The sequence below is a fragment of the Nocardioides marmorisolisilvae genome, from assembly GCF_003725775.1.
Lineage (GTDB): Bacteria > Actinomycetota > Actinomycetes > Propionibacteriales > Nocardioidaceae > Marmoricola > Marmoricola marmorisolisilvae.
The window spans coordinates 113,163-137,293 of sequence record NZ_RJSG01000006.1 but is presented as its reverse complement, the minus strand read 5'-3'; the positions used below and the strand labels follow the sequence as shown (position 1 = coordinate 137,293).

The following is a 24,131-nucleotide window of genomic DNA, read 5'->3' as shown; positions in this document are numbered from 1 at the left end:
TCCTCAGGTCTGCCACCAACCGGCCGATATGTACGCCCGTGCGCACGAAACCGTTGCTCGCCCTCCTCGCTGCCGCCGCCCTGCTCGCCACGATGCTGCAGGCTTCTTCCTCTCCGCGGGCTGACGCGCTCGGGGTCTCGCCCGACGTGGACGCCCCCTCGTCGTACGACGCCCAGACCACCTGCACCAAGGGACCGCGTCCCGGAACCGTCGCCCTGGCGAAGTACCTGCTGCGCACCTACCCGGTCACCCGGTCGATGGGCATGATGCGGGCCTGCTCCCAGGGTGCGCGCAGCGAGCACAAGGACGGCCGCGCATTCGACTGGGGCGCCGACGTCGCGCACGCCGCCACCAAGAAGGCCGCCTACGACTTCATCAACAAGGCCCTCGCCACCGACTCGGCCGGCAACCCGCACGCGCTCGCCCGCCAGCTCGGGATCATGTACATCATCTACAACGACACCATCTGGGCGTCGTACCGGGACTTCGCTCCGCGGCCGTACCTCAACGAGGCCTGCAGCTCGCGCGCGAAGTGCTCGCGCACCCTGCGCCACCTCGACCACGTGCACATCTCGCTGGGCTTCGCCGGCGCTGCGGCGCAGACGTCGTGGTACCGCGAGCGGAACGTGACCTCCCAGCCGGTGTTCTTCCCGGGCACCAAGGAGCTCGACCCGCAGGACACCGCCGTCACCGGGTTCACCGTGCCGGCCAACGGCGCGCTGACGCCCTCGCCGTTCCTGCTCCGCGCCGGGGTGACCTACCGCATCGTCGCGACCGGGACCATCCGCTCGGCCGCGGACACCGTGGCGGACGCGAACTGCGTCCGCACCGGCCTGCTCGGTTTCCTGCTCGCCGATCGCGGGCCGTTGCTCGGCCTGCCGGACCCGACCGTTCCCATCGATCCGTGGAACAACGACCGCACTCCGAGTCCGTACGCGCTACCACTGCCGACGACCCAGGGCCTGACCTTCGCCCGGGCCCTGCGCTGGGAGGGCGGCTGCGCGGTGAACCACACCTACGAAGCCTGGTTCACGCCGCCGGCCACGCAGCGGCTCTACTTCAAGTACACCGACGCGGCGGCCGCCGACAACACCGGCACGATCAACGTCTACGTCGCCCGCGACGACATCACGCTGGCGTCCCTGAAGAGGTAGTCGGTCCGGTGGTCAGTCGCGACCCTGCCAGGTGCACAGGCAGACCCGGTTGCCCTCAGCGTCGGCCAGCACCCAGAAACGGGGGGCGCGCTCGTCGCTGACCAGGCGACCCCCGGCCGCGACCGCGGCGAGGATCCGGGACTGCACCTGGTCCGCCTCGACCCAGACGTCCGGGTGCCAGCGCTGACGAGTCTCCTCAGAACCCGAGGACTGGAACCAGATCAGCGGGTGCACCCCGTTCTTGTCGGCGACGTCGTCCCAGCCCTCGCCCGAGAGGTGCTCGACGTCGAGCACCGCGGCCCAGAACGGCGCGATGGCACGGCCGTCCGGACTGTCCAGACCCAGCTCGACGAGCGAGAGTCCGGTGCGGTCGAGCGTCGCTCCGGCCGCCGTCGCGATCTCCTCGATCCGCCGGGCCAGCGCCACGTCGCGGTCGGTGATACCCCCAGCGTCGTGGCTGCTCAGCCGGACGTCGATCCGGGAGTAGCGCAGGTCGAGGTCCGGGTGGTGGTTCATCTCCTCAGCCGCCGCGCCGATCGCGTTCAGGACCTGGAGACCGGTCGCGAAGTCACCGGTCCTGATCCGCGTCTGCAGCCCGCCGACGAGGTTGGCCCAGCCACCGAGGTCGAGGTCGGCGATCTGCTGGCCGGTCAGCTTCTCTGTGCTCATGTCCCATGCATACCCGCGCACGGGGTGGACCACCAGGGAGTAGTGCGATCAGTACGCCGGCTGGAGCAGCAGGCTCTTCCAGGAGTCGTCGCCGTAGAGCCGCTGGGCACCGCCGTCGTACACGACGTTCGAGGCGCCGGGCTGGTCGCTCCAGATCAGCCGGTGCGAGGCCATGTCGTACGTCGCGATCGGCGCCTTGCCCTCGAGAGCGCCGGCACGCGGGGCGTTCTGGGACCCGCGCGCGTTCGTCTTCGACGCCGGCTCGGAGCAGTGGGCGTCCATGTCCATCGGCTTGTTGCTGCCGTCGGTCGGCGAGCGCCGCTCGTTCGGGTCGTAGCCCTTCTCGCAGACCGCGGGGATCGGGTTGATGATGAAGCCGAACCGCGCGTCGTAGCCGTCCGGGTTCTTCGCGACCACGGTGAACCCGCTGGCCACCTCGTAGGGGTAGACGACCAGGATCTGCCGGATGCCGGGCAGGTGGTGGCTGATCACCCTGCCCGTGGTGACCAGGTTGTTGATGAGCCCGCCGAGGTCGACCTTGTTGGTCTCCAGGAAGGTGCGCAGCTCGTTCGCGGTCGCCGAGCCGTTGTCGATCAGCGCACGCAGCGACGTGTCGTTGTCGGCGAGCGTTCCGCTGAACAGCGCCAGGTCTCGGGCGAAGCTCCTGATCGCCGAGCCCTTGTCGGCCTGGGTGCGCAGGACCGTGTTCGCGTCCCGGATCAGGGCGGTGGTGACGTCGAAGTTGTCGTCAGCCGTCTTGATGAACGCGTTCGAGGTGTCGATGATCTGGGCCAGGTCCTGGCCGGTGCCCTCGAAGCCGGCGCCGAGCTCGTCGACCACGGTGCGCAGCTGGTCCTGGGGGACGGAGCGGACGAGCTGGTCGAGGTTCGTGAGGATCTCGGTGGTGGAGACCGGGATCGCGGTGTCCTTCGGCTCGATGACCGAGCCGTCCTTGAGGTACGGGCCCTTGTCGGTGCGCGGGTCGAGCTCGACGTACTGCTCACCGACGGCCGACTTGTTGCCCACCAGCGCCAAGGTGTCGGCCGGGATGTTGTCGTACTTGTTGTCGATGCTCAGCTTCACGTCGACACCGTTGTTGATCAGCTCCATGTCGCTGACCTGGCCGATCCGGACACCCCGGTAGGTGACCTCCGCGCCGGTGAAGATTCCGCCGGACTGCGGGAACTGGGCGTTGACGGTGTACGAGGTGTTGAACACCAGCTTGTCCAGGCGCGCGTACCGGGCGCCGGTGTAGGAGATGCCCAGGAGGGTGATGAAGACGAAGACGAGCAGCTGCCGCTTGGTGCGGGTGGTGAGCACGTCCCCTCCTCCTCCGGTTCGGCCCGATACGTTCCCGCGGGACAGGATCGCAGATGAAGACTACGAGACGCGCCAGGACCGTAAAAAATCAGACCCTGGTAGTAGTCCGGACCTTGTCCAGCTCCCAGTACGCGCGCATCGAGGTGATCAGTCCGTCGGCGTCCACGCGGTAGACGGTGACCAGGTCGATCTCTGCGCCCGAGCCGTCGGCGAACCAGGTCCGGAAGGTGCCCTCCTGCGCCGAGGAGTCCCCGCACGCGAAGGAGGAATGGATCTCCACCTCGAACTGCTCGACCGGGGCGATCGCCACGTCCCAGAAGTGCTCGATGCCCGCAAGTCCGTGGTGGCCGTGCCCCTCCGCGTCGAAGATCGAGGGGCCGACGGGGTCGAAGATCTCGCAGTCCTCGGCCCACAGCGCCAGCCAGCCCTCCTTGTCGCCGGCGCAGGCCGTCGCCAGGGCGTTGCGCTGCGCCTGCCGAGCCGGGTGCGGTTCGTCGGTCGCCAGCCAGCGGACGGCGTCGTCAGGGGAGGTCATGGAAACGAGCGTAGGGCGGAATGGCATGATTCGCGGCTCGGGTGGGTATCCCTCACCAGCTCTCCTCAACTCGGGCAATGCGGAGGACCCATGAACTACGCCACCAGGCGCGCGGAGCGTCGGCACGCGCGCGAGCCGGACCGTGAGGCCGCGCTGCCGGACTCGCTCAAGGCACCGGACGGTGCCCCGATCCCGATCTGGGATGCCGATGCGTCGGACCCGATCGACTACTTGGCCTCGGTCATCGACCTTCTCCCGGGCGCACGCCCGGCCGGGAGCCTCGCCGGCGACTAACCCGTTAGTGCGAGATGTCGACGAAGCGCGAGTAGTGGCCCTGGAAGAGTGCGGTCACGTCGCGGGTCGGGCCGTTGCGGTGCTTGCCGACGATGATGTCGGCCTCGCCGGCGCGCGGTGACTCCTTCTCGTACATGTCCTCGCGGTGCACGAGCATGACGATGTCGGCGTCCTGCTCGAGCGAGCCGGACTCACGCAGGTCGGAGACCATCGGCTTCTTGTCCGCGCGCTGCTCCGAACCACGGTTCAGCTGGGCCAGCGCCACGATCGGGACCTCGAGCTCCTTGGCGAGCAGCTTGATCTGACGGGAGAACTCCGAGACCTCGACCTGGCGGGACTCGACCTTGCGACCCGAGCTCATCAGCTGGATGTAGTCGATGACGATCAGCTTCAGGTCGTGGCGCTGCTTGAGGCGCCGGGCCTTCGCCCGGATCTCCATCATCGTCATGTTGGGGCTGTCGTCGATGAACAACGGGGCGCTGGAGACCTCGGCCATCTTGCGGGCGAGCTTGCCCCAGTCGTCGTCGTTCATGCCGCCGTTGCGGATGTGACCGAGCGGCACCCGCGCCTCGGCGCTGAGCATCCGCATCGCGATCTCCGAACGCCCCATCTCCAGGCTGAAAATGACGCTGGTCATGCCGTTGGCGATCGAGGCGGCGCGGCAGAAGTCCAAGCCGAGCGTGGACTTACCGCTACCGGGACGACCGGCGACGATGATCATCTGGCCGGCCTGAAGACCGTTGGTGAGCTCGTCGAGGTCCGCGAGCCCGGTCGGCACCCCGCGCAGGGACCCGTCGTGGTTGGAGATGGCCTCGATCTCGTCGAGGGTGTTCTCCATGATCGCGTTCAGCGGGACGTAGTCCTCGGAGGTCCGCTTCTCGGTGATCGCGTAGATCTCGGCCTGGGCGCGGTCCACGGTGTCGTCGACCTGGCCCTCGCCGGCGTACCCGAGCTGGGCGATCTTGGTACCGGCGTCGACCAGCCGGCGCAGGATCGACTTCTCGCGCACGATCTCGGCGTAGTAGCCGGCGTTCGCCGCGATCGGGACGCTCGCCGAGAGGGTGTGCAGGTAGGGGGCGCCCCCGATGCGTACCAGCTCGCCGCGACGGTTCAGCTCGGCCGCGACGGTCACCGGGTCGGCCGGCTCGCCCTTGCCGTAGAGGTCGAGGATCGCGTCGAAGATCGTCTCGTGGGCCGGCCGGTAGAAGTCGTGGCCCTTGACCGTCTCGGTCACGTCGGCGATCGCGTCCTTGGAGATGAGCATCGAGCCGAGCACGCTCTGCTCGGCGTCGACGTCCTGCGGGGGCATCCGCCCGGCCCAGTGCTCCTGGTTGCCGTGCTCACCACCGAAGACCGCGCCGGCCCCGTCGTCGGGGAAACCGCCGCCGAAGGCGGTCTCGCCGATGCCGGCGGACTCGGTCATGCTCATCAGATTCCCCCTCTGATCGGCCCTCGGGTCGGCCCTCTGGTCGGCCTGGTGTTGGTGGTGCTCGTGGTGCTGGATAGGACGCTAGGTGCCCCCACCGACAAGACCGGCGAACCCGCGATTGCGTGACACTAAGTCCTGCTCCGAGACTCGCCAAGTCCGGAATCCACAGGCGATTGTGGAAAACCCTGTGGGCGGTGTGGAACACGCAGAGAATCCTGTGCACAGGATGGTGACCGCGCTGTGGATCCGGAGACGAGTTTCGTATTTACAGGGCGTCTGACCTGCACTTTCGTCGATCCACGGGTTGTGGAAAAAAGAATTCGATCTTGATTCCGTTAACCGTTTCGTCATCTGGGACGGGCCGGTGGCTATGTCGACTTATCCGCTGACCGATTCAATTACCCACAGGCCAGGACGGTTATCAACAGGCATTCCCCATCCCCTAGCCTGCAGCCCGTGGCCACCAGCAGCGGGAGCGAGGACCGCGAGATCCTCCGTCTCGCCGTACCGGCCTTCCTGGCGCTGGTCGCCGAGCCGTTGTTCCTCCTCGCGGACTCCGCGATCGTCGGCCACCTGGGCACCACCCAGCTCGCCGGCCTGGGCATCGCCGGGGCCGTGCTGAGCACTCTGATCAGCCTCTGCATCTTCCTCGCGTACGGCACCACCGCCTCCGTGGCCCGCCGGATCGGTGCCGGAGACCTGGCCGCGGCGATCCGCAGCGGGATCGACGGCGTCTGGCTGGCCGTCGTGATCGGAGCGGTGATCACCGTTCTGGGCGCTCTCGGCACACCGGTGCTGGTGGAGGCGTTCGGCGCCGGGGACCGGGTCTCCGACCAGGCAGAGCAGTACCTGCGCATCGGGTTCCTGGGCGCCGTCCCGCTGCTGGTGATGCTCGCCGCGACCGGGATCCTGCGCGGGCTCCAGGACACGCGCACGCCGCTGGTCGTCGCCGTCGGCGGCAACCTGGCCAATGTCGGCCTCAACCTGCTGCTCGTCTACGGCCTGGACCTGGGCATCCGAGGCTCCGCGCTCGGCACCGTGCTGGCCCAGACCGGCTCCGCAGCGGTGATGCTCGTGGTGGTCGACCGGGCGGCGCGGCGGCACCGGGTGTCGCGCCGGCCGAGCCCTGAGGGTGTCCGCCTGGCCGGCCGCGCCGGTGTCCCGCTCCTCCTGCGCACGATCACCCTGCGGGCCTCGCTGCTGGTGATGACCTTCGGGGCGACCTCCCTCGGCGAGACCGACCTGGCCGCCATGCAGATCGCGATGACCCTCTGGTCCTTCCTGGCCTTCACGCTGGATGCCATCGCGATCGCCGCCCAGGCGATCACCGGCCGCTACCTCGGCGCCGGCGACCGCGCCGGGACGCGGAGGATCACGCGCAGGATGCTGCGCTGGGGCGCGCTCTCCGGGATCGTCACCGGGATCGCGCTGGCGGCGCTCGCCCCGCTCCTCGGGCCGCTGTTCACCGCCGACGACCGCGTCCAGGACCTGCTCACCGGGGTGCTGCTGGTCGCTGCCGTGGCCCAGCCGCTGGCCGGGGTGGTCTTCGTGCTCGACGGCGTCCTGATCGGCGCCGGGGACGGCCGCTACCTCGCGTGGGTGGGGCTCGTCGTCCTCGTCGTCTTCGCCCCGACGGCGTGGGTCGCCGTGAGCTTCGGCGGCACGCTGGTCTGGCTGTGGGTCGCGTTCGGGGCGGCGTTCATGGGCGGACGCGCGGTGGTGCTGCTGGCGCGGGAGCGGACCGAGGCCTGGATGACCGTAGGGTGAGCGCGTGAGCCCGCTGCAGAAGATCGCGATGGGTCTGGTCATCATCTTCGTGCCGGCGAACTTCGACATCGCGCACCACGTGTACGACGGACTCCCCGATCCGCTGGGGTGGGTGCTGGTGGTCTCCGGGATGAGCGCTCTGCGCAAGCACCTGGACGTCGACGTCGCCTACTGGCTGGCCTGGGTCGCGCTCGCGGTGAGCATCCCGCTGTGGTTCCCGCAGTTGACCGAACAGCTCCCCGACATCCCCGACCACCTGCGCACCGCGGCCGAGCTCGACCAGGCCACGAAGGCCGCCTCGATCGCCTGGGCGCTGGCACTGCCGCAGTCGGCGATGTCGCTGCTGCTGGTCCGGGTGATCGGCCAGGAGGCCATCGCCCAGGAGCCCCGCGACGTGTTCGTGGCCGGCCGGTTCGGAGTACTCCTGTGGGGGATCGGCGCGGCCATCGTGCTGCCGCCGATCGCGTACGGCGGCGACGTGGAGAACCTGATCACCCCGACCCTCGTCGGCGTCGGGCTGGTCCAGGCGGTCCTGATCTACTACCTCTTCCGGGTGCACCGGCGTGAGTGGCTCGGCGGCCCCGGTCCCCTCCTGATCCACCCGAGGCCCAGGAAGGACGAAGGCCGCCCCACCTCGGAATGAGGGGGACGGCCTTCGAACGAATCAGGCAGAAACGACGTTCAGGTTGACCTTCGCCTCGACGTCGTCGTGCACCTTCACGGTCACCGTGTGCGCGCCGAGCGACTTGATCGGGTTCGCGACCACGATCGTGCGCTTGTCGACCTCGCCGCCAGCGGCAGAGATCGCCGAGGCGATGTCGGCGGTGGTGACGGCGCCGAACAGGCGGCCACCCTCACCGGCACGGACCTTGACCTGGAAGACGGACGCCTCGAGCGTCGCCTTCACCTCGGCCGCGTGGTCGGCGTCGCGGACCGCACGGGACTCGCGAGCCTTCTTGATCGACTCGATGGTCTTCTCGCCACCGCGGGTCCAGCGGATGCCGAAACCACGGGGGATGAGGTAGTTGCGGCCGTAGCCGTCCTTGACCTCGACCACGTCGCCCGGGGCGCCGAGACCGGTCACTTCCTGCGTCAGGATGAGCTTCATGTCGTCAGTCCCCTTTCTCAGCGAGCTGCCGACGTGTACGGAAGCAGCGCGACCTCACGGGCGTTCTTGACGGCCGTGGCCACGTCGCGCTGGTGCTGGACGCAGTTGCCGGTGACCCGGCGGGCGCGGATCTTGCCGCGGTCGGAGATGAACTTGCGGAGCAGGTTCGTGTCCTTGTAATCGATCTCGGACGACTTGTCCTTGCAGAACTGGCAAACCTTCTTCTTGGGCTTGCGAATCACTGCCTTCGCCATTGTGGTGCTCCCTTTCAGTGAGCCCGGCTCACGCCGGAATGGTTGGCTGGATGTTGGTTAGAACGGCGGCTCTTCGGACCCGCCGGGCACTGCCCACGGGTCGCCGGCGGGCTGCTGCCCACCGTTGCCGCCCTGCGGGGCTCCGCCCTGCTGGCCGCCCCACGAGCCGCCACCCTGCTGTGCAGCAGGAGCAGCGGGCTGGGACGCCCACGGGTCGTCGCCACCGGAGAAACCGCCACCGCCGCCGCCCGAGCTGCGGGTGGCGCGGGTGACCTTGGCAGTCGCGTACTTGAGGCTGGGGCCGACTTCCTCGACGTCCATCTCCATCACCGTGCGCTTCTCGCCCTCACGGGTCTCGTACGAACGAGCCTTCAGGCGACCCTGCGCAACGACGCGCATGCCGCGCTGCAGCGACTCCGCGACGTTCTCGGCCGCCTGGCGCCACACCGAGCAGTTGAGGAACAGCGTGTCGCCGTCCTTCCACTCGTTGGACTGACGGTCGAAGGTCCGCGGGGTGGACGCGATCGTGAAGTTCGCGACCGCCGCGCCCGACGGGGTGAACCGGAGCTCCGGGTCGCCCGTCAGGTTGCCGACAACGGTGATGATGGTCTCGCCTGCCATGGGTTTCTCCCTAGGATTTCGGGTCCGGAGCTATCAGTGAGCGTCCGGTCGAAGGACCTTAGTACGAAGAACCGACTCATTCAGGGTGAGCTGACGGTCGAGTTCCTTCACGGTGGCCGGCTCGGCCTGCAGCGTGACGACGGCGTAGATGCCCTCGGCGTTCTTGTTGATCTCGTAGGCGAGACGACGACGACCCCAGATGTCGACGTTCTCGACGACACCACCGTCGTTGCGAACGACGTTCAGGTACGTGTCGAGCGACGGGGCGACCGTCCGCTCTTCGAGCTCAGGGTCGAGGATGACCATGACTTCATAGGCACGCATAGCGTTCTCCACCTCCTTCGGACTTGGCGGCCACGGCGTTTCCGTGGCAGGAGGGCTAGCGTTTGCCGGCTCTCATCGGGAGAGCGCGACGGGAAAGAGTAACCGGAGCGGGCCCTGGGATGCGAATCGGAGACCGGGCCTACCGGCGCGAGCACAGCCCGAACACGTTCACCCGGCTCGCTCCATCGCCACGGCCAACGCGCCGCGGACCTGGTCGACCACTGCGCCGCCCCACGGCAACCGGGCGACCCGCAGCATCGGCGTGATCAGCGGGACGGTCGCGTCCACCAGCCGCCTGGTCCGTTCCTGGCCGGGGCTGCGGTCGGTGACCCAGAACAGCGTCACGCCGAGATGGCAGAGCCAGAGCAGCTCGGGGAGGATGTCGCGGACCTTGTCGGGCACGCGGGGAGCGGCGCCGGCGACGACCTCGCGGTAGATCGCCATCGACTGCTCACGTGCCGGCGCGGATGACTCGCTCAGCGGGTGGGTCGGACTCTCCGGGGAGATCGCGATCGCCACGAAGGCGCTCCCGAAGCCGTGGTAGTCGGCGATCACGTCGAGGAAGGCGTGCTCGACGGCCCGCAGCCGGTCGGTCAGCGGCAACCCGGAGGCGAGTGCCATCGCCGCTCTCTCGGCGTGCTCGGTCTGGATCCGCAGGTAGAAGGCCTGGACCAGCTCGTCCTTGCTGGCGAACCAGTAGTAGGCGTTGCTCGGGGTGACGCCGGCTTCCTCGGCGATCGCCCGCATCGTCGTGCGGGCGTAACCACGCTCCTCGAAGAGCCGCAGGGCGGTGTCGAGGATCAGCTGCCGGGTGTCCTGGCGAGGGCTCATGGTCCGAGAGTATTTGAACATGTTCAAATACTCAATCGCGGCTAGCGTTCCGGACATGGACGCTCGCGATGGAGCTCGGCCTGGGCGCGGCGGCGCTGGCGACCGCCGGGCGACGCCGTCGGTGACCCCTCCTAAGGTGGAGTCATGAGCAGCACGTCGTTCTCCTGGGGCATCGGAGCCCACGTCGACCAGACCGACCCGATCGCCGAGGCCAAGGCGCGCGAGACCAGCCTCGTGCAGTTCTTCCTCGGCGACCCGCAGGGCTACAAGGGCCCCGAGATCCGGTACGCCGGCGGCGCGGCCGGGCTCAAGGCCGACGCCGAGGCGGCCGGGATCGACCTCTACGTGCACGCGCCGTACATCGTGAACGTGGCGACCACGAACAACCGGATCCGGATCCCCAGCCGCAAGCTGCTTCAGCAGCACCTCGACGCGGCGGCGGAGATCGGCGCCAAGGGCCTCATCGTGCACGGTGGCCACGTCAACGCCGAGGACGACCCGGCGAAGGGTTTCGACAACTGGCGCAAGGCGGTCGAGGCGACCGACCTGAAGATCCCGCTGCTGCTGGAGAACACCGCGGGCGGCGACAACGCGATGGCTCGCCAGCTCGACCGGATCGCCGGCACCTGGGCCGCGATCCAGCAGGCGGAGGGGGCCGAGAACGTCGGCTTCTGCCTGGACACCTGCCACGCCTGGGCCGGCGGCATCAAGCTCACCGACGCGGTCGAGCAGCTGCACGCGATCACCGGCCGGATCGACCTGGTGCACGCGAACGACAGCCGCGACGCCTTCGACTCCGGTGCCGACCGGCACGCCAACTTCGGGAACGGTCAGCTGGATGCGGACGAGTTCGTCGGCGTGGTCCGTGACGCCGGCGCCCCGGTGATCTGCGAGACGCCCGGCGGCGCCGCCGAGCACAGCGACGACTTCGCGTGGCTGCGCGCCCGGCTCTGACGATCACCCGCCGCGGCCTGCTGGCCGCGGCAGCGGTCGGCGTCGTCGGCTGCTCGAGCAGGAACCCGGCTCCTGCGAGCAACACCTTCCGCTACGGCAACGACCACGCCGACCAGTTCGGTCGCCTGCGCACCCCCGGTGGGAACGCACGCGGCCTCGTCGTCCTCGTGCACGGAGGTTTCTGGTCGAGCAGCTACGGAGCGGACCTGATGGAACCGCTCGCCGACGACCTGCACGAGCACGGGTACGCGACCTGGAACATCGAGTACCGCCGCCTCGGCGACGGTGGTGGCTGGCCTGCCACCTTCACCGATGTCGCGGCGGCGTTCGACCTGGTCGAGCGCCTCCCGGACAAGGTGAACGGTCTGCGTCCCGGTCTGCCCCGGCACGCTCTCGGGCACTCCGCCGGTGGGCAGCTCGTGGCGTGGGCCGCGAGCCGCACCGCAGCCACCCCCGGCGGCCCGCCGCGGTTCCTGCCCGAGCGTGCCTTCTCCCTGGCCGGAGTGCTGGACCTCCGGACGGCGGCCCGGCGCGGCATCGGTGGAGCAGCGGTGCCCCAGCTGCTCGGCGGCCTCCCGGACGAGGTGCCGGAGCGCTACCGGGAAGCAGATCCTCTGGTGCTGCACCCACGCAAGCCGGTGACCGTCGTCGTCGCTGCCGACGACCAGGTGGTTCCGGCTTCCCAGGCCGCGGCCTACCTGACCCGGCACCGCGGTCCACAGGTCGAGCGCATCGAGGTACCGGGAGACCACTTCGCCCTGATCGATCCGACGAGCAACGCCTGGAAGACGCTGCGGGCGTCGATCGACCGGGCCTCGCCGAAGCTCGCGGGACTGGGGACCGATTAGTGGTCATCCTCACGACCCCCGCGGTGCGGGCAGACCCGGGCACCGACGTCTCGTTAGTCTCGGTGCGTGCCCGTCACTGAAGCCGCGCTCGCCGTGCGGACGATCTCCGCAGCCGACCACCTGGCGTTCCTGAACAGCCAGTCCTCGGCCAGCTTCCTGCAGACGCCGGCATGGGCGCAGGTGAAGGCGGAGTGGAAGGCCGAGTCGATCGGCTGGTTCTCCGGCGACGCCCTGGTCGGTGCCGCCCTGGTCCTGTACCGGCAGCTGCCGAAGGTGAAGCGCTACCTCGCCTACCTGCCCGAGGGCCCGGTGATCGACTGGGCCTCGGAGGACCTCGGTGGCTGGCTGAACCCGATGGCCGCGCACCTGAAGTCGCAGGGCGCCTTCGGCATCCGGATCGGGCCGCCGGTCGTCACCCGCCGCTGGGACGCCGCCCAGATCAAGGACGGCATCGCTGATGACGCCGTCACCACCCTGACGCAGCTGCCGCCCGGCGAGCGCAGCCAGGTCGGCGCCTCGGTCCTCTCCCAGCTCCGGGAGCTCGGCTGGCAGTGCCAGTCGGTGGCCGGTGGGTTCGCCGCGGGCCAGCCCCAGTACAACTTCCAGATCCCGCTCGCCGGTCGCACCGAGGACGACGTCCTGGCGGGCATGAACCAGCTCTGGCGCCGCAACATCAAGAAGGCCGCCAAGGAGGGGGTCGAGGTCACTGTCGGCACTGCCGAGGACCTGCCCGCCTTCCACGCGCTCTACGCGCACACCGCGGAGCGGGACCACTTCACCCCGCGGCCACTGGGCTACTTCCAGACGATGTACGCCGCGCTGCAGGGCGAGGACCCCGACCGGATCCGGCTCTACCTGGCCCAGCACGAGGGTGACCTGGTCGCCTCGACCATCTGGATCCGGGTCGGGACCCACACCTGGTACTCCTACGGCGCCTCCTCGACGGAGAAGCGCGAGGTCCGCGGCTCGAACGCGATCCAGTGGCGGATGATCACCGACGCGCTGGCCGCCGGAGCAGGGGTCTACGACCTGCGCGGCATCACCGAGACCCTTGCCTCCGACGACCCCCACCTGGGCCTGATCCAGTTCAAGGTCGGCACCGGCGGCGAGGCGGTCGAGTACGCCGGCGAGTGGGACCTGCCGCTGAACCGGGCCATCTACGCTGCCTTCCAGCTCTACCTGAAGCGACGGGGGTGACGCGGCCATGAGCCTGGTCCTGCACGTCGACGGCGACCGTTGGCGCGCGCACCTGCGTGAGGTCGCCGCGAGTCGCCCGGGCCTGGTGCCGGTCATCAAGGGCAACGGCTACGGGTTCGGGTTGCGACGGCTGGCCCGCCGCTCCGGCTGGCTGGAGGTCGACACCGTCGCGGTCGGCACACCGACCGAGGTGGACGACGTCGCCAGCCGTTTCGACGGCGACATCCTGGTGCTCACCGGGTGGCGCGCCTTCGAGACCCGCGCGATCAAGGCCAAGCACGCCGACCGGGTGATCCACACCGTCGGCCGGCTCGAGGACCTCGAGCAGCTCCTCGACGCACCCGGCACACCGCGGATCGTGCTCGAGCGGATGACCTCGATGAAGCGCCACGGGTTCACCGCGCGGGGACTGCGCGAGGCCGCCGAGCTGGCGCGCTCGCGACCCGGTGTACGGGTGGAGGGCGCGAGCATCCACCTGCCGCTGGGCGACGGCGGCAACCTCGCCGAGGCCGAGCGGTTGCTGACCGACATCGTCGCGGCCGGTCTGGCCGGCGCGGTCTGGGTCTCGCACCTCACGGCCGCCGAGGTCGGCACCCTTGCCGAGCAGTACCCCGAGATCAGCTTCCGCCAGCGGATCGGCACCGAGCTGTGGCTCGGCGACCGCGGCGCGCTCGACGTCCGTGCGCACGTGCTGGACTCGCACCCGGTCGACCGCGGCGAGCCGATCGGTTACCGAGGCAGGTCAGCGCCACGGCGCGGGACGATCCTGGTCGTCTCCGGCGGTACGGCGCACGGCATCGGCCTGGAGGCGCCGACCGGGGAGTCGTCGGTGCGGGCCCGGGTGAGCACGGTTGCCCGCGGTGGCCTGGACGCGCTCGGGCTGGCCAAGTCGCCGTTCACCGTGGCCGGCAAGGCGCGCTACTTCGCCGAGCCCCCGCACATGCAGGCCTCGCTGCTGTTCCTGCCGTCAGGCGTTGCTGTGCCCGGCGTCGGCGAGACCGTGCCGGTCCGGGTCCGCTTCACCGCGACCGACGTCGACGAGGTCGTCATCACCTGAGTCGTCGGGGACCGCGAACCAGATGTCCCGGACCACCATCGCCACCAGGTACAGCTCGCCGAGCACGCGGACCACGATCGCGACCTGGTACGGCGTGTGGTTGCCGGACGACGTCTCGAGCCAACCGCCGAGGTCGATCCAGACCGCCGCGAAGTAGACCAGCTCGCAGGCCTGCCAGATCAGCAGGTCGCGCCACTTCGGTCGGGCGAGCACCGCCAGCGGCAGCAGCCAGAGCACGTACTGCGGCGAGTAGACCTTGTTGACGATCAGGAACGCCGCGACGACCAGGAACGCGATCTGCGCGACCTCGGGACGACGCCAGGCCCGCAGGCCGAGCACGAGGATCCCGACGCAGGCCAGCACGAAGAGCACCCCGGAGACGAGGTTGATGGTGTGCGGGGTGACGTTGTGGCCGCGCTGGGCGAGCACCAGCCAGAGCGAGCCGAGGTCAGCGCCGCGGTCCTGGTTGAAGGTCCAGAACACCTTCCAGCGATCGGGGCCGGTGGCCAGCGCCGGGGCGTTGACCAGGAACCACACAGCACCGGCCGCGACGGCCGCGGTGGCGATCAGGTCGGGGCGGCGCCGGCGGACGGCGTCGATGAGGAAGGCGCCGAGCAGGAACAGCGGGTAGAGCTTGGTGGCGAAACCGAGGCCGACCATCACCCCGGCGAGCAGCGGGCGGCCACGCGCCCACGCCCAGAGCGCCCCGGCGGTGAACAGCACCGCGAGCAGGTCCCAGTTGACCAACGCGGAGAGCAGCAGCATCGGTGAGGCGGCGAACGCCATCGCGTCCCACGGGCGCCCGGGGCTCGCGCCGGCGAGGAAGAACACCGCACCGAGACCGCAGAGGAACAACAAGAACGCGGTGATCAGGAAGTAGGTGTTCACCTCCTTGTCCATGCCGGGCAGGCCCCACATCGCGTCCGGAGAGGTCGCGGCGCGAACCGCCTCGGACGGACCGGACGGGACCACCGCGGTGATCTCGGAGGCGACCCAGGCGAAGTAGGAGATCAGGACCGGGTACTCCATCGCGCTGTAGCGCTGGTCGTCGTCGGAGTACGGCCACTGGTGCTCCGCGAACCCGCGCCCGGTGTAGAGGTAGGGCACGTCGGAGTAGCACATCTTGCTGTAGCGGACGTCGTTGCTGGACCAGTTGGTGTGGCCGCACGGGTACTTCTGCACCAACCCGAGGGCGAACACGACGGTGAAGACCGCGAGCAGCACCCGGACCGGCGTCCACCACGAGTGCGGACGCGCACGCGACCCCGCCGGGCCTCCGATGACCTCGCTGAGGGCTCCGGCGACGGGGTCCTCGTGGGTCGGCCTGTTCAGCGCCCTACTCCTGCCGCAGGTAGGCGCTCGGACGGTCCGCGGTCACCTTCGGCTTCGGGTTTCCGCCCCCGTTACCGCCGCCGTTGCCGTTGCAGTTCGGGTTGAGGATCGGGCAGTCGGTGTTGGTCGACGTGGGGGTCCCGGTCGGGGTCGGCGTCAGCGTCGGGGTCGGGGTCAGCGTCGGGGTCGGGGTCAGCGTCGGGGTCGGCGTCTTGGACGGGGTCGGCGTCTTCGACGGCGTCGGCTTGGCCGGTGCGTGACCCGACGACGGTGCCTTGCCGTCGACGTTGGCGGGCTTCGGGAACTGGACGACGTCCTTGCCGTCCATGATCGTCTTCATCGCCGCGGTCCAGGTCGCCGTCGGATAGCCGGCACCGAAGTAGCCGGTCGCACCCTGGAACGGCGGCAGGTAGTCGTTGAGCGGCTTTCGACCGTTGCCGCGCACGTACATCACCGCGGTCGAGACCTGCGGGGTGAAGCCGACGAACCAGGACGTGATCACGTTGCCCTTGTCGTCGGTCGCGGTGCCGGTCTTGCCGGCGGCCGGGCGACCGAGGCCCAGCGCCTTGCGGCCGGTGCCGTTCTTCACCACGTCCTGGAGCGCGAAGCTGGTGTCCGCCGCGATGTCCGCGGAGATCGCCCGCTTGCCCTTCTTGTCCGCGGTGTAGAGCACCTCGCCGTCGCTGGCCTTGATCACCTTGGAGACCACGAACAGGTCGTGGTGCACGCCCTCGTCGGCGATGGTGGCGTAGGCGTTGGCCATGTTCACCGGGCTGACCGGCTGGCTACCCAGGGAGATGCGCGCGTTGACGTAGTTGGCCGGGATCTTCGGGACGCCCATGGCCTCGGCCATGTCGGCCATCTTCCGGGGACCGTTCTTCATCGACGCGGTCATGTCGATGAACGCGGTGTTGATGGACTGCTCGGTCGCCTTGACCATGCTGACCGCGGCGCCGTAGTCGGTGCCCTGGCCGCTGCCCTCGTTCACGGCCTTGCTGCCGTCGGGGAAGTAGTACGGCGAGTTGCCGTCGAAGGTGTCCTTGAGGCTGAAGCCGTCCTTGATGCCGGCCGCGACCGAGAAGGCCTTGAACGCCGAACCCGGGGAGTCGGCGGCCGTCGCCCAGTTGAGCTGGCTCTTCAGGTAGTCCTGGCCGCCGTAGAAGCCGATCAGGCCGCCGGTCTTCACGTCGACCGAGGCGACCGCGGCGTGCAGCGACTTCAAGCCCTTGGGCGCGATCTGGTTCACCGCGCTCTTCGCGGCGATCATCGCCCTCGGCTGGAAGGTGGTGACGACCCGGAGACCGCCGCCGTCGATCTGGGCGTCGTCGAAGCCGAGCCGCAGCAGCTCGTCCTTGACCAGGCTGAGCATGAAGCCCTTCTGGCCGCCGTACTTGTTGTTGTTGCTCAGGGGCACGAACTTCGGCAGCTTGCCGGAGATCTTGTCGGCCTCGGCCGAGTCGAGCTTGCCGGCCTTCACCATCCCGCTGATCACGTAGTCGTAGCGGTTCAGCAGGGCGGCCCGAGCGTCGGCGCCGCGGTCGGGGGAGAGGTAGTTCGGCGAGTTCAGCACCGCAGCCAGCATCGCGGCCTCGGACGCGCTCAGGTCCTTGGCCGGCCGGGCGAAGTACGCCTCGGCGGCCGCCTGCACGCCGTAGGCGCCGCGGCCGAAGTAGATGGTGTTCAGGTAGCCCTCGAGGATCTGCGACTTCGACTGCTCCTGCTGGATCTTCAGGGACAGGAAGGCTTCCTTGATCTTGCGCTTGAAGGTCCGCTCCTGCGACAGGTAGAGGATCTTCACGTACTGCTGGGTGATGGTCGAGGCGCCCTGGGTGGCACCGCCCTTGGCGTTGGAGAACGCGGCGCGCAGGATGCCCTTGGGGTCGATGCCCTTGTTGGTCCAGAAGGTGCGGTCCTCGGCGGCGACCACGGCCTCCTGCATCACCTTCGGGATCTCCGAGAGCGGGATCGACTCACGGTTCTGGGTGGCGAAGGTGCCGATCTTCGTCTTGTCGTTGGAGTAGTAGACGTTCGTCGTCTGCGCCTGGAACGCCGTGTTCGGGTCCGGGATGTGCGTCGACCGGTAGGCGAAGTAGAAGACCGAGACCATCAGCACGGTGAAGACGACACCGGCGATGAGCAGGTAGCGCAGGTACTTGCGGAACAGCTCCTGGCGCGTCGGCTTGGCGGCGCGGCCGCCGCCCTTGCCGCCGGACCGGCCCTTGGCCCGGCTTCCCGGAGCGGTCTTCTTGGCGGCTGTGCCCTTCTTCGCGGGGGCACGACTGCCGCTCGGACGCGGGGGCCGCGGCGTACTGGAACTCACGGTCTCGTACTCCAGGGGGAAGCTCGTACGGGCAGGTCAGGACGAGGGTACGGCGTCCCCCCATGACCCGCCCAAACCCGCCTGCACAGCGGCCCCGGCCGTGTCGGCGAACGACCGGGGTGTGGCACGGCTCTCCCCGGTGAACACGCCGTGAACTTGGCCGTTGATATATCGATGCGATAGGTTTGATCGATAGACCGGTTCGATAGATCGAACAAAACCGGACGTTTCCGGACCAAAGGAAAGCAGACACGATGCCGAGCAAGGGTGCGACCCTCGAGCTGGCGGTGCTCGGACTCCTCCAGGAGTCCCCGCTGCACGGCTACGAGCTGCGCAAGCGCCTGAACCTCCTCCTCGGCTGGACCCGGCTGCTCTCCTACGGCTCGTTGTACCCCGCGCTGAAGCGGATGCTGCGCGCCGGGTGGATCACCGAGGTGACCACCATGTCCGGCGCGGTCTCCCGCCGCCAGCGCATCGTCTACCAGATCACCCCGGCCGGCACCGAGTACTTCGCCTCCGAGATCACCGAGGCCGGTCCGGCCGCGTGGGAGGACGAGAGCTTCAACATGCGGTTCGCGTTCTTCTCGCGCACCGACGCCGGCGTCCGGATGCGGATCCTCGAGGGTCGCCGCTCCCGGCTGCAGGAGCGCCTCGACCGCGCCCGCAGCCTGCACGGCGGTTCGGACCGCTACGTCACCGAGCTCCAGCGCCACGCGATCGAGTCCGTCGAGCGCGAGGTCCGCTGGCTGACCGACCTGATCGAGGCCGAGCGCGCCAGCAGCGACCGGTCCGGCTCGCGGGCCACGCCGCCGGCGACCACCCCCCAGACAGCAGTACCGAAAACCGAAATCAGTTGAGTAACAGCAATGCAGAAGGAGCAGCCATGGCGAAGGTTCGCGTAGGCATCGTGGGAGTCGGCAACTGCGCCAGCTCCCTTGTCCAGGGCGTCGAGTACTACAAGAACGCCGACCCGTCGGGCTCCGTGCCCGGCCTCATGCACGTCACCTTCGGTGACTACCACGTCTCCGACGTCGAGTTCGTGGCGGCGTTCGACGTCGACGCGAAGAAGGTCGGCTTCGACCTCTCCGACGCGATCAACAACTCGGAGAACAACACCATCCGCATCGCCGACGTCCCGCCGACCGGCGTGACCGTCCTGCGCGGTGTCACCAACGACGGCCTCGGCAAGTACTACCGCGAGACCATCGAGGAGTCCGACGCCGAGCCGGTGGACGTCGTCCAGGCCCTCAAGGACGCCCAGGTCGACGTGCTCGTCTCCTACCTGCCGGTGGGTTCCGAGGTCGCTGACAAGTACTACGCGCAGTGCGCGATCGACGCGGGCGTGGCCTTCGTCAACGCCCTGCCGGTCTTCATCGCCTCCGACCCCGAGTGGGCCAAGAAGTTCGAGGACGCGGGCGTCCCGATCATCGGTGACGACATCAAGAGCCAGGTCGGCGCGACCATCACCCACCGCGTGATGGCGAAGCTGTTCGAGGACCGCGGCGTGGTCCTTGACCGCACCTACCAGCTCAACGTCGGCGGCAACATGGACTTCAAGAACATGCTCGAGCGCGAGCGCCTGGAGTCCAAGAAGGTCTCCAAGACCCAGGCCGTCACCTCGAACCTCGAGGGTCCGCTGGCCGGCAAGATCTACGACCGCAACGTGCACATCGGCCCGTCTGACTACGTGGCCTGGCTCGACGACCGCAAGTGGGCCTACGTCCGCCTCGAGGGTCGTGCCTTCGGTGACGTTCCGCTGAACCTGGAGTACAAGCTCGAGGTCTGGGACTCCCCGAACTCGGCCGGCATCATCATCGACGCGATCCGTGCGGCGAAGATCGCCAAGGACCGCGGCATCGGTGGCCCGCTGCTCTCGGCGTCGTCCTACCTGATGAAGTCCCCGCCGGTGCAGCGTCCCGACGACGAGGGCGCGGCTTCGGTCGAGGCCTTCATCCGCGGCGAGGTCGAGCGCTGACGCTCCACCCCTGCAGCAGCTGATTTCGGCGTCGAGCCCCGGACCACCTGGTCCGGGGCTCGACGGGTTTCCACCCCTTTACGTTCACATTTCAGTCCCGACAAGGGGATGTGCTGGCGGATCGCGGTCACTACGGTGACCGCCATGAGCGATGACAACCCCACTCCGCCGCCGTCCGAAGGGGCGGCGCCGCCGCCTCCGCCGCCGTCCTACGGGACCCCGCCGCCGTCCTACGGCACGCCGCCTCCGCCGCCGCCCGCGTACGGCGCACCGGCCGCCGGCGGCTCCGGCTACAACGGCGCCGACGCGATCAAGTACGGCTGGGCCAAGTTCTCCAAGAGCCCGGCCACCCTGCTGGTCCCGACGCTCCTGGTGGCCGTCGTGGTGATCGTGCTCGAGGTCGTCGGCTTCGTGATCATGAACGCCACCCTGCTCGACACCAGCTGCACCGTGACCAGCAACGAGAACGGGATCAACTTCGACGGCTGCGACGGTCCGGGCTTCTTCACCCGGCTCTTCGCCTACGCGCTCATCGGCCTCGTCGTGACCGCGATCGCCAACGCGCTCGGCGCAGGTCTGGTGAAGTCCGGCCTGAACGTGGTCGACGGCAAGCCGGTGAACGCCGGCGACGTGATCAGCTACGCGACCAAGCCGGCCGTGATCACCACCGCGCTGATCCTGGCCGTGGCCACCTCGATCGGCAGCTTCCTCTGCTACGTCCCCGGCATCGCGATCGGGTACCTAACGATGTTCTCGATGTTCTACGTGGTCGACAAGGAGATGGCCCCGATGGAGGCGATCCAGGCCAGCTTCAGCCTGGTGACCTCGCACTTCGGCGAGACCATCGTGTTCTTCCTGCTGTCGGTCGTGACGATCGTGGTCGGCGCGATCCTCTGCGGTGTCGGCCTCCTGGCCGCCATCCCGGTGGTCATCGGTGCGGCTGCGTACACGTTCCGCTCGCTCAACAACGAGCCGGTGACGCCCGCCGAGGCGTGAGCCTGGAGGCATCCACGCCCGGCATCCGACCTAGGATGCCGGGCGTGACTGCTGTCCGGACCCGTTCGCTGGGCACGGCGATCCGGCAGCTCGGTCGGCAACCGGACCGGATCCTCGTCCCCGCCGTCGTGCTCACCGTCGTCGGCCTGATCGCCAACGTGCTCGTGAACTGGTTGATCGGTCTCGCGGTCGGGTCCACGCCCTGCCCGCGCTACTACCTCGGCACCACGCTCACCGCCCGCTGTGCCGGCACCACCGGTCGCGGTCAGCTCGGAGTCCTGGTCGGGCTGTTCGTGCTCTTCCTGATCGGCCACCTGGTGGCGGCCGGGCTGTCCCGCGCCTCCCTCGACCTCATCGACGAGGTGCCGTCGCGCGGAGTCTTCGGCGGCTGGAACCTGCTGCGTGCCCTCCCGGCCGCGGTGACGATCAGCCTGCTGCTCACCCTCGGCACGGTCCTGGTGGTGCTGCCCGGCCTGCTGCTCGCGTTCTTCACCCGGTACGCGATGACCTTCGTGGTCGACCGCGGTCTGGGCACCTGGTCCGCGATCGCGGCGAGCACCCGCCTGGTGGCCCGGAACCTGGTCCGGGAGACCGGTTTCGCCGTGACCGCCGTGGCCGTCCTGGTGCTCGGCCTGCTGGCACTCGAGATCGGCCTGCTGATCGCGGTGCCGCTGGTGCTGCTCGCCCAGACCTACCGGTACCGGACGCTGGCCTGAGCCTCAGCGCGGACCGTGGGTGTTCAACCAGAGCACCGGCCCGTCGAGGGTGTCCGCGAGGTCGGCGATGGCCGCCAACGACTTGCCCGTGTACACCGGCTCGAGCTCGAGTCCGAGCCCGGTTGCCTTCTCCACCATCGCCACCGATGCCGGGGTCGGGTCACCGTAGGTCCGGCCCAGCCAGTCCGGGGAGGTGGTCAGGTCCTCGGCCGCGATCCGGGGCAGCTCGCCCGCGCCGCGGTCGGTGAGCAGGCCCGCCGTACGACGGGCCAGGCCGGCGATGACCGGCGCGTCCAGGGCGAACGCGTCGTTGACGACAACACCGAAGACCCGGGTCCGCAACCCGGCGAGCCGGAGTCCGAGAGCGAGACCGGCCGCGGTCCCGCCGCTGCCGATGGCGGTCACCACGGTCGCTGGCTCGGGCAGGTCGCCGGCCTGGACCTGGGCCGCGATCTCGAGCGCCGTCTCGACGTAGCCGAGGCTGCCCACGGCGTTCGAGCCGCCGGCCGGCAGGTACCAGGGCAACCGCCCGCCGTGCAGGTTACGGGCGATCAGCCACGGCGCCGCCAGCTTGAGCCGGGTGGGGTTGCGGTAGCGGTGCAGCTCGGCCCCGGACGCCTCGAGCCGCGCGAGCTGCTGACGCACGTGGTCGTCGACGGGCTGGTCCACCAGTCCGAGCACGGTGCGCAGCCCGTGGTCGGCGCCGTAGAGCGCGCACGCAAGACCCCAGTGGGTGCCGATCCCGCCCACCGTGAACAGCGTCCGCGTCCCACGACGGCGCGCCTCGGGGAGGATCCACTCCAGCTTGCGGACCTTGTTGCCGGCCCAGGCCCCGTCACCGAAGCGGCTCTCGTCCTTGAGCCAGAGATCCACGCCGTCGACCAGGCCGTCCAGCCGGCGTACCGGGGTCGGGCCGGTGCCCAGCGGCACGTGCTCGAGGTCGAGCGCACCGAAGCGGTCGTGGAGGTGGGTCACCGCGCCAGGCTACGAGGACGGGCGCGACGCGGCCCACTCCAGCAGCGCGGCTCGCGCCGCGTCGTACTCCATCGGCCCGTTGTCGAGGCGCAGCTCGAGCAGGAACTGGTACGCCGCACCGACCTCGCGTCCGGCCGGGATGCCGAGGATCTCCATGATCTGGTTGCCGTCCAGGTCGGGCCGGATCGCGTCCAGCTCCTCCTGCTCGGACAGCCGGGCGATCCGCTGCTCCAGCTCGTCGTAGGTACGACGCAGCCGCTCGGCCTTGCGCTGGTTGCGCGTGGTGCAGTCGGCGCGGGTCAGGATGTGCAGCCGGCTCAGCAGCGGACCGGCGTCGCGCACGTAGCGGCGCACCGCCGAGTCGGTCCACTGCCCGTCGCCGTACCCGTGGAACCGCAGGTGCAGCTCGACGAGCCGGCTGACCTCCGCGGTCTGCTCGGAGGAGAAGCGCAGCTCCTGCATCCGCTTCTTGGTGAGCTTCGCGCCGACCACGTCGTGGTGGTGGAAGGTGACCACACCGTCGTCCGCAAAACGCCGGGTCCTCGGCTTGCCGATGTCGTGCATCAGGGCCGCGAAACGAGCGACGAAGTCCGGGCCGCCCTCAGGCAGCCGGTCCTCCAGCGCGATCGACTGCTCGAGCACGGTCAGGGTGTGCTCGTAGACGTCCTTGTGCCGGTGGTGCTCGTCGCGCTCCAGCGCCAGCGCCGGCAGCTCGGGCAGCACCTGCTCGGCGAGGCCGGTCTCCACGAGCAGCTCGAGTCCGGCGCGTGGTCGCGGGGAGCAGACCAGCTTCACCAGCTCGTCGCGCACCCGCTCGGCCGAGACGATCCGGATCCGGTCGGCCATGTCGGTCATCGCCTGCTTGACCTCGGGCGCGACGGTGAACCCGAGCTGGCCGGCGAAGCGGGCCGCGCGCATCATCCGCAGCGGGTCGTCGCTGAACGAGTCCTCGGGACGGCCCGGCGTGCGGAGCACCTGCTGGGCGAGGTCGACGATGCCGCCGAACGGGTCCTCGAAGACGTTGCCGGGCAGCGAGATCGCCATCGCGTTGACGGTGAAGTCGCGGCGTCCGAGGTCACCGACCAGCGAGTCGCCGTAGGCAACCTCGGGCTTGCGGCTGGTCGCGTCGTACTTCTCCGAGCGGAAGGTGGTGATCTCGATCTGCCACTCGCCGCGGCGGCAGCCGATGGTGCCGAAGTCCCGGCCGATGTCCCAGACCGCGTCGGCCCAGCCCTTGACCAGCTTCTCGGTGACCTCGGGTCGCGCCGAGGTGGTGAAGTCCAGGTCGTTCTGGAGCCGCCCGAGCATGGCGTCGCGCACCGGGCCGCCGACCAGGGCGATCTGCTCGCCCGCAGCCGCGAACCGGGCGCCGAGCTCGTCGATCACCGGGGCCAGCCGCAGCAGCTCGGCGAGCGCGCGCTCCTGGGCCTGCGAGATGTTCAGCGACACGGGAGG

At 69.4% G+C, this 24,131-nt stretch carries 25 protein-coding genes; 12 read left to right on the top strand and 13 right to left on the bottom strand.

Annotated features, from left to right (window positions below; all coding sequences use genetic code 11):
* Window positions 1–38: 38 nt before the first annotated feature.
* Complete coding sequence (locus EFL95_RS18650; protein ID WP_148045110.1) at window positions 39–1,154, top strand: VldE C-terminal domain-containing protein; 1,116 nt, start codon at window positions 39–41, stop codon at window positions 1,152–1,154.
* Between the two features lie 12 nt (window positions 1,155–1,166).
* Here the strand turns inward: EFL95_RS18650 and EFL95_RS18645 are convergent, their stop codons facing one another.
* The 3 genes from EFL95_RS18645 to EFL95_RS18635 all read right to left on the bottom strand — a co-directional run bounded on the left by EFL95_RS18645 (window position 1,167) and on the right by EFL95_RS18635 (window position 3,678).
* Window positions 1,167–1,823 carry a 4a-hydroxytetrahydrobiopterin dehydratase gene (locus EFL95_RS18645; protein ID WP_123235619.1) on the bottom strand — a complete coding sequence of 219 codons (657 nt, stop codon included), beginning with the start codon at window positions 1,821–1,823 and terminating at the stop codon, window positions 1,167–1,169.
* A gap of 48 nt (window positions 1,824–1,871) precedes the next feature.
* Window positions 1,872–3,143 carry an MCE family protein gene (locus EFL95_RS18640; protein WP_123235618.1) on the bottom strand — a complete coding sequence of 424 codons (1,272 nt, stop codon included), beginning with the start codon at window positions 3,141–3,143 and terminating at the stop codon, window positions 1,872–1,874.
* An 88-nt stretch (window positions 3,144–3,231) separates the two neighbouring features.
* Window positions 3,232–3,678: a nuclear transport factor 2 family protein gene (locus EFL95_RS18635; protein ID WP_123235617.1), complete on the bottom strand. Its 447-nt coding sequence runs from the start codon at window positions 3,676–3,678 to the stop codon at window positions 3,232–3,234.
* A 90-nt stretch (window positions 3,679–3,768) separates the two neighbouring features.
* Between EFL95_RS18635 and EFL95_RS18630 the strand changes: the two genes are divergently transcribed.
* Window positions 3,769–3,972, top strand: a complete 204-nt coding sequence (locus EFL95_RS18630; RefSeq protein ID WP_123235616.1) for a hypothetical protein — start codon at window positions 3,769–3,771, stop codon at window positions 3,970–3,972.
* A gap of 4 nt (window positions 3,973–3,976) precedes the next feature.
* On the opposite strand, the gene dnaB is transcribed toward EFL95_RS18630, so the two are convergent.
* Window positions 3,977–5,281 (bottom strand): replicative DNA helicase, encoded by a 1,305-nt coding sequence (dnaB, locus tag EFL95_RS18625; RefSeq protein ID WP_246005055.1) that lies wholly within the window; start codon window positions 5,279–5,281, stop codon window positions 3,977–3,979.
* A gap of 576 nt (window positions 5,282–5,857) precedes the next feature.
* On the opposite strand from dnaB, the gene EFL95_RS18620 reads away from it, so the two are divergent.
* Together EFL95_RS18620 and EFL95_RS18615 are read left to right on the top strand one after the other, a co-directional pair.
* Entirely contained in the window at window positions 5,858–7,168 is a 1,311-nt protein-coding gene (locus tag EFL95_RS18620) for an MATE family efflux transporter (protein WP_123235614.1), read from the top strand.
* A 4-nt stretch (window positions 7,169–7,172) separates the two neighbouring features.
* The gene (locus tag EFL95_RS18615) at window positions 7,173–7,811 is read left to right on the top strand and encodes a hypothetical protein (RefSeq protein WP_123235613.1); all 639 of its coding nucleotides are present in this window, start codon (window positions 7,173–7,175) and stop codon (window positions 7,809–7,811) included.
* Between the two features lie 21 nt (window positions 7,812–7,832).
* On the opposite strand, the gene rplI is transcribed toward EFL95_RS18615, so the two are convergent.
* The 5 genes from rplI to EFL95_RS18590 all read right to left on the bottom strand — a co-directional run bounded on the left by rplI (window position 7,833) and on the right by EFL95_RS18590 (window position 10,306).
* The gene (gene rplI, locus EFL95_RS18610; protein WP_123235612.1) at window positions 7,833–8,276 is read right to left on the bottom strand and encodes a 50S ribosomal protein L9; all 444 of its coding nucleotides are present in this window, start codon (window positions 8,274–8,276) and stop codon (window positions 7,833–7,835) included.
* A gap of 17 nt (window positions 8,277–8,293) precedes the next feature.
* Window positions 8,294–8,530 carry a 30S ribosomal protein S18 gene (gene rpsR, locus EFL95_RS18605; protein ID WP_123235611.1) on the bottom strand — a complete coding sequence of 79 codons (237 nt, stop codon included), beginning with the start codon at window positions 8,528–8,530 and terminating at the stop codon, window positions 8,294–8,296.
* Window positions 8,531–8,587: 57 nt separating this feature from the next.
* Window positions 8,588–9,151, bottom strand: coding sequence for a single-stranded DNA-binding protein (locus EFL95_RS18600; protein WP_123235610.1), 564 nt, complete (start codon window positions 9,149–9,151; stop codon window positions 8,588–8,590).
* Window positions 9,152–9,184: 33 nt separating this feature from the next.
* Window positions 9,185–9,475, bottom strand: a complete 291-nt coding sequence (rpsF, locus tag EFL95_RS18595; protein ID WP_123235609.1) for a 30S ribosomal protein S6 — start codon at window positions 9,473–9,475, stop codon at window positions 9,185–9,187.
* A 168-nt stretch (window positions 9,476–9,643) separates the two neighbouring features.
* The gene (locus EFL95_RS18590) at window positions 9,644–10,306 is read right to left on the bottom strand and encodes a TetR/AcrR family transcriptional regulator (protein WP_123235608.1); all 663 of its coding nucleotides are present in this window, start codon (window positions 10,304–10,306) and stop codon (window positions 9,644–9,646) included.
* A 144-nt stretch (window positions 10,307–10,450) separates the two neighbouring features.
* Between EFL95_RS18590 and EFL95_RS18585 the strand changes: the two genes are divergently transcribed.
* The 4 genes from EFL95_RS18585 (at window position 10,451) to EFL95_RS18570 (ending at window position 14,362) form a co-directional block, all read left to right on the top strand.
* A complete protein-coding gene (locus tag EFL95_RS18585) occupies window positions 10,451–11,260 on the top strand; it encodes a deoxyribonuclease IV (RefSeq protein ID WP_123235607.1) in 810 nt (269 codons plus the stop codon).
* Window positions 11,239–12,108 carry an alpha/beta hydrolase gene (locus EFL95_RS18580; protein WP_221176506.1) on the top strand — a complete coding sequence of 290 codons (870 nt, stop codon included), beginning with the start codon at window positions 11,239–11,241 and terminating at the stop codon, window positions 12,106–12,108. Before EFL95_RS18585 ends, EFL95_RS18580 begins: the two co-directional genes overlap by 22 nt.
* A 66-nt stretch (window positions 12,109–12,174) precedes the next feature.
* Window positions 12,175–13,305 (top strand): lipid II:glycine glycyltransferase FemX, encoded by a 1,131-nt coding sequence (locus tag EFL95_RS18575; RefSeq protein ID WP_246005047.1) that lies wholly within the window; start codon window positions 12,175–12,177, stop codon window positions 13,303–13,305.
* Between the two features lie 7 nt (window positions 13,306–13,312).
* A complete protein-coding gene (locus EFL95_RS18570; protein WP_123235605.1) occupies window positions 13,313–14,362 on the top strand; it encodes an alanine racemase in 1,050 nt (349 codons plus the stop codon).
* Here EFL95_RS18570 and EFL95_RS18565 read toward each other — a convergent pair.
* Window positions 14,273–15,586, bottom strand: a complete 1,314-nt coding sequence (locus EFL95_RS18565; protein ID WP_123235604.1) for a glycosyltransferase family 87 protein — start codon at window positions 15,584–15,586, stop codon at window positions 14,273–14,275. The two genes, EFL95_RS18570 and EFL95_RS18565, sit on opposite strands and share 90 nt — an antisense overlap.
* A gap of 112 nt (window positions 15,587–15,698) precedes the next feature.
* Entirely contained in the window at window positions 15,699–18,014 is a 2,316-nt protein-coding gene (locus EFL95_RS18560) for a transglycosylase domain-containing protein (RefSeq protein WP_123235603.1), read from the bottom strand.
* 254 nt (window positions 18,015–18,268) lie between these two features.
* On the opposite strand from EFL95_RS18560, the gene EFL95_RS18555 reads away from it, so the two are divergent.
* The 4 genes from EFL95_RS18555 to EFL95_RS18540 all read left to right on the top strand — a co-directional run bounded on the left by EFL95_RS18555 (window position 18,269) and on the right by EFL95_RS18540 (window position 21,701).
* Window positions 18,269–18,871: a PadR family transcriptional regulator gene (locus EFL95_RS18555; protein ID WP_123235602.1), complete on the top strand. Its 603-nt coding sequence runs from the start codon at window positions 18,269–18,271 to the stop codon at window positions 18,869–18,871.
* A 26-nt stretch (window positions 18,872–18,897) separates the two neighbouring features.
* Window positions 18,898–19,989 carry an inositol-3-phosphate synthase gene (locus tag EFL95_RS18550; RefSeq protein WP_123235601.1) on the top strand — a complete coding sequence of 364 codons (1,092 nt, stop codon included), beginning with the start codon at window positions 18,898–18,900 and terminating at the stop codon, window positions 19,987–19,989.
* A gap of 144 nt (window positions 19,990–20,133) precedes the next feature.
* On the top strand, window positions 20,134–20,985 hold the full coding sequence (locus EFL95_RS18545; RefSeq protein ID WP_148045109.1) for a hypothetical protein: 852 nt from the start codon (window positions 20,134–20,136) through the stop codon (window positions 20,983–20,985).
* Window positions 20,986–21,029: 44 nt separating this feature from the next.
* Complete coding sequence (locus EFL95_RS18540) at window positions 21,030–21,701, top strand: hypothetical protein (RefSeq protein ID WP_148045108.1); 672 nt, start codon at window positions 21,030–21,032, stop codon at window positions 21,699–21,701.
* Window positions 21,702–21,704: 3 nt separating this feature from the next.
* Here the strand turns inward: EFL95_RS18540 and EFL95_RS18535 are convergent, their stop codons facing one another.
* Window positions 21,705–22,676, bottom strand: a complete 972-nt coding sequence (locus EFL95_RS18535) for a 1-aminocyclopropane-1-carboxylate deaminase/D-cysteine desulfhydrase (protein ID WP_221176505.1) — start codon at window positions 22,674–22,676, stop codon at window positions 21,705–21,707.
* A 9-nt stretch (window positions 22,677–22,685) separates the two neighbouring features.
* The gene (locus EFL95_RS18530) at window positions 22,686–24,125 is read right to left on the bottom strand and encodes a CCA tRNA nucleotidyltransferase (RefSeq protein ID WP_246005046.1); all 1,440 of its coding nucleotides are present in this window, start codon (window positions 24,123–24,125) and stop codon (window positions 22,686–22,688) included.
* Between the last annotated feature and the right edge of the window lie 6 nt (window positions 24,126–24,131).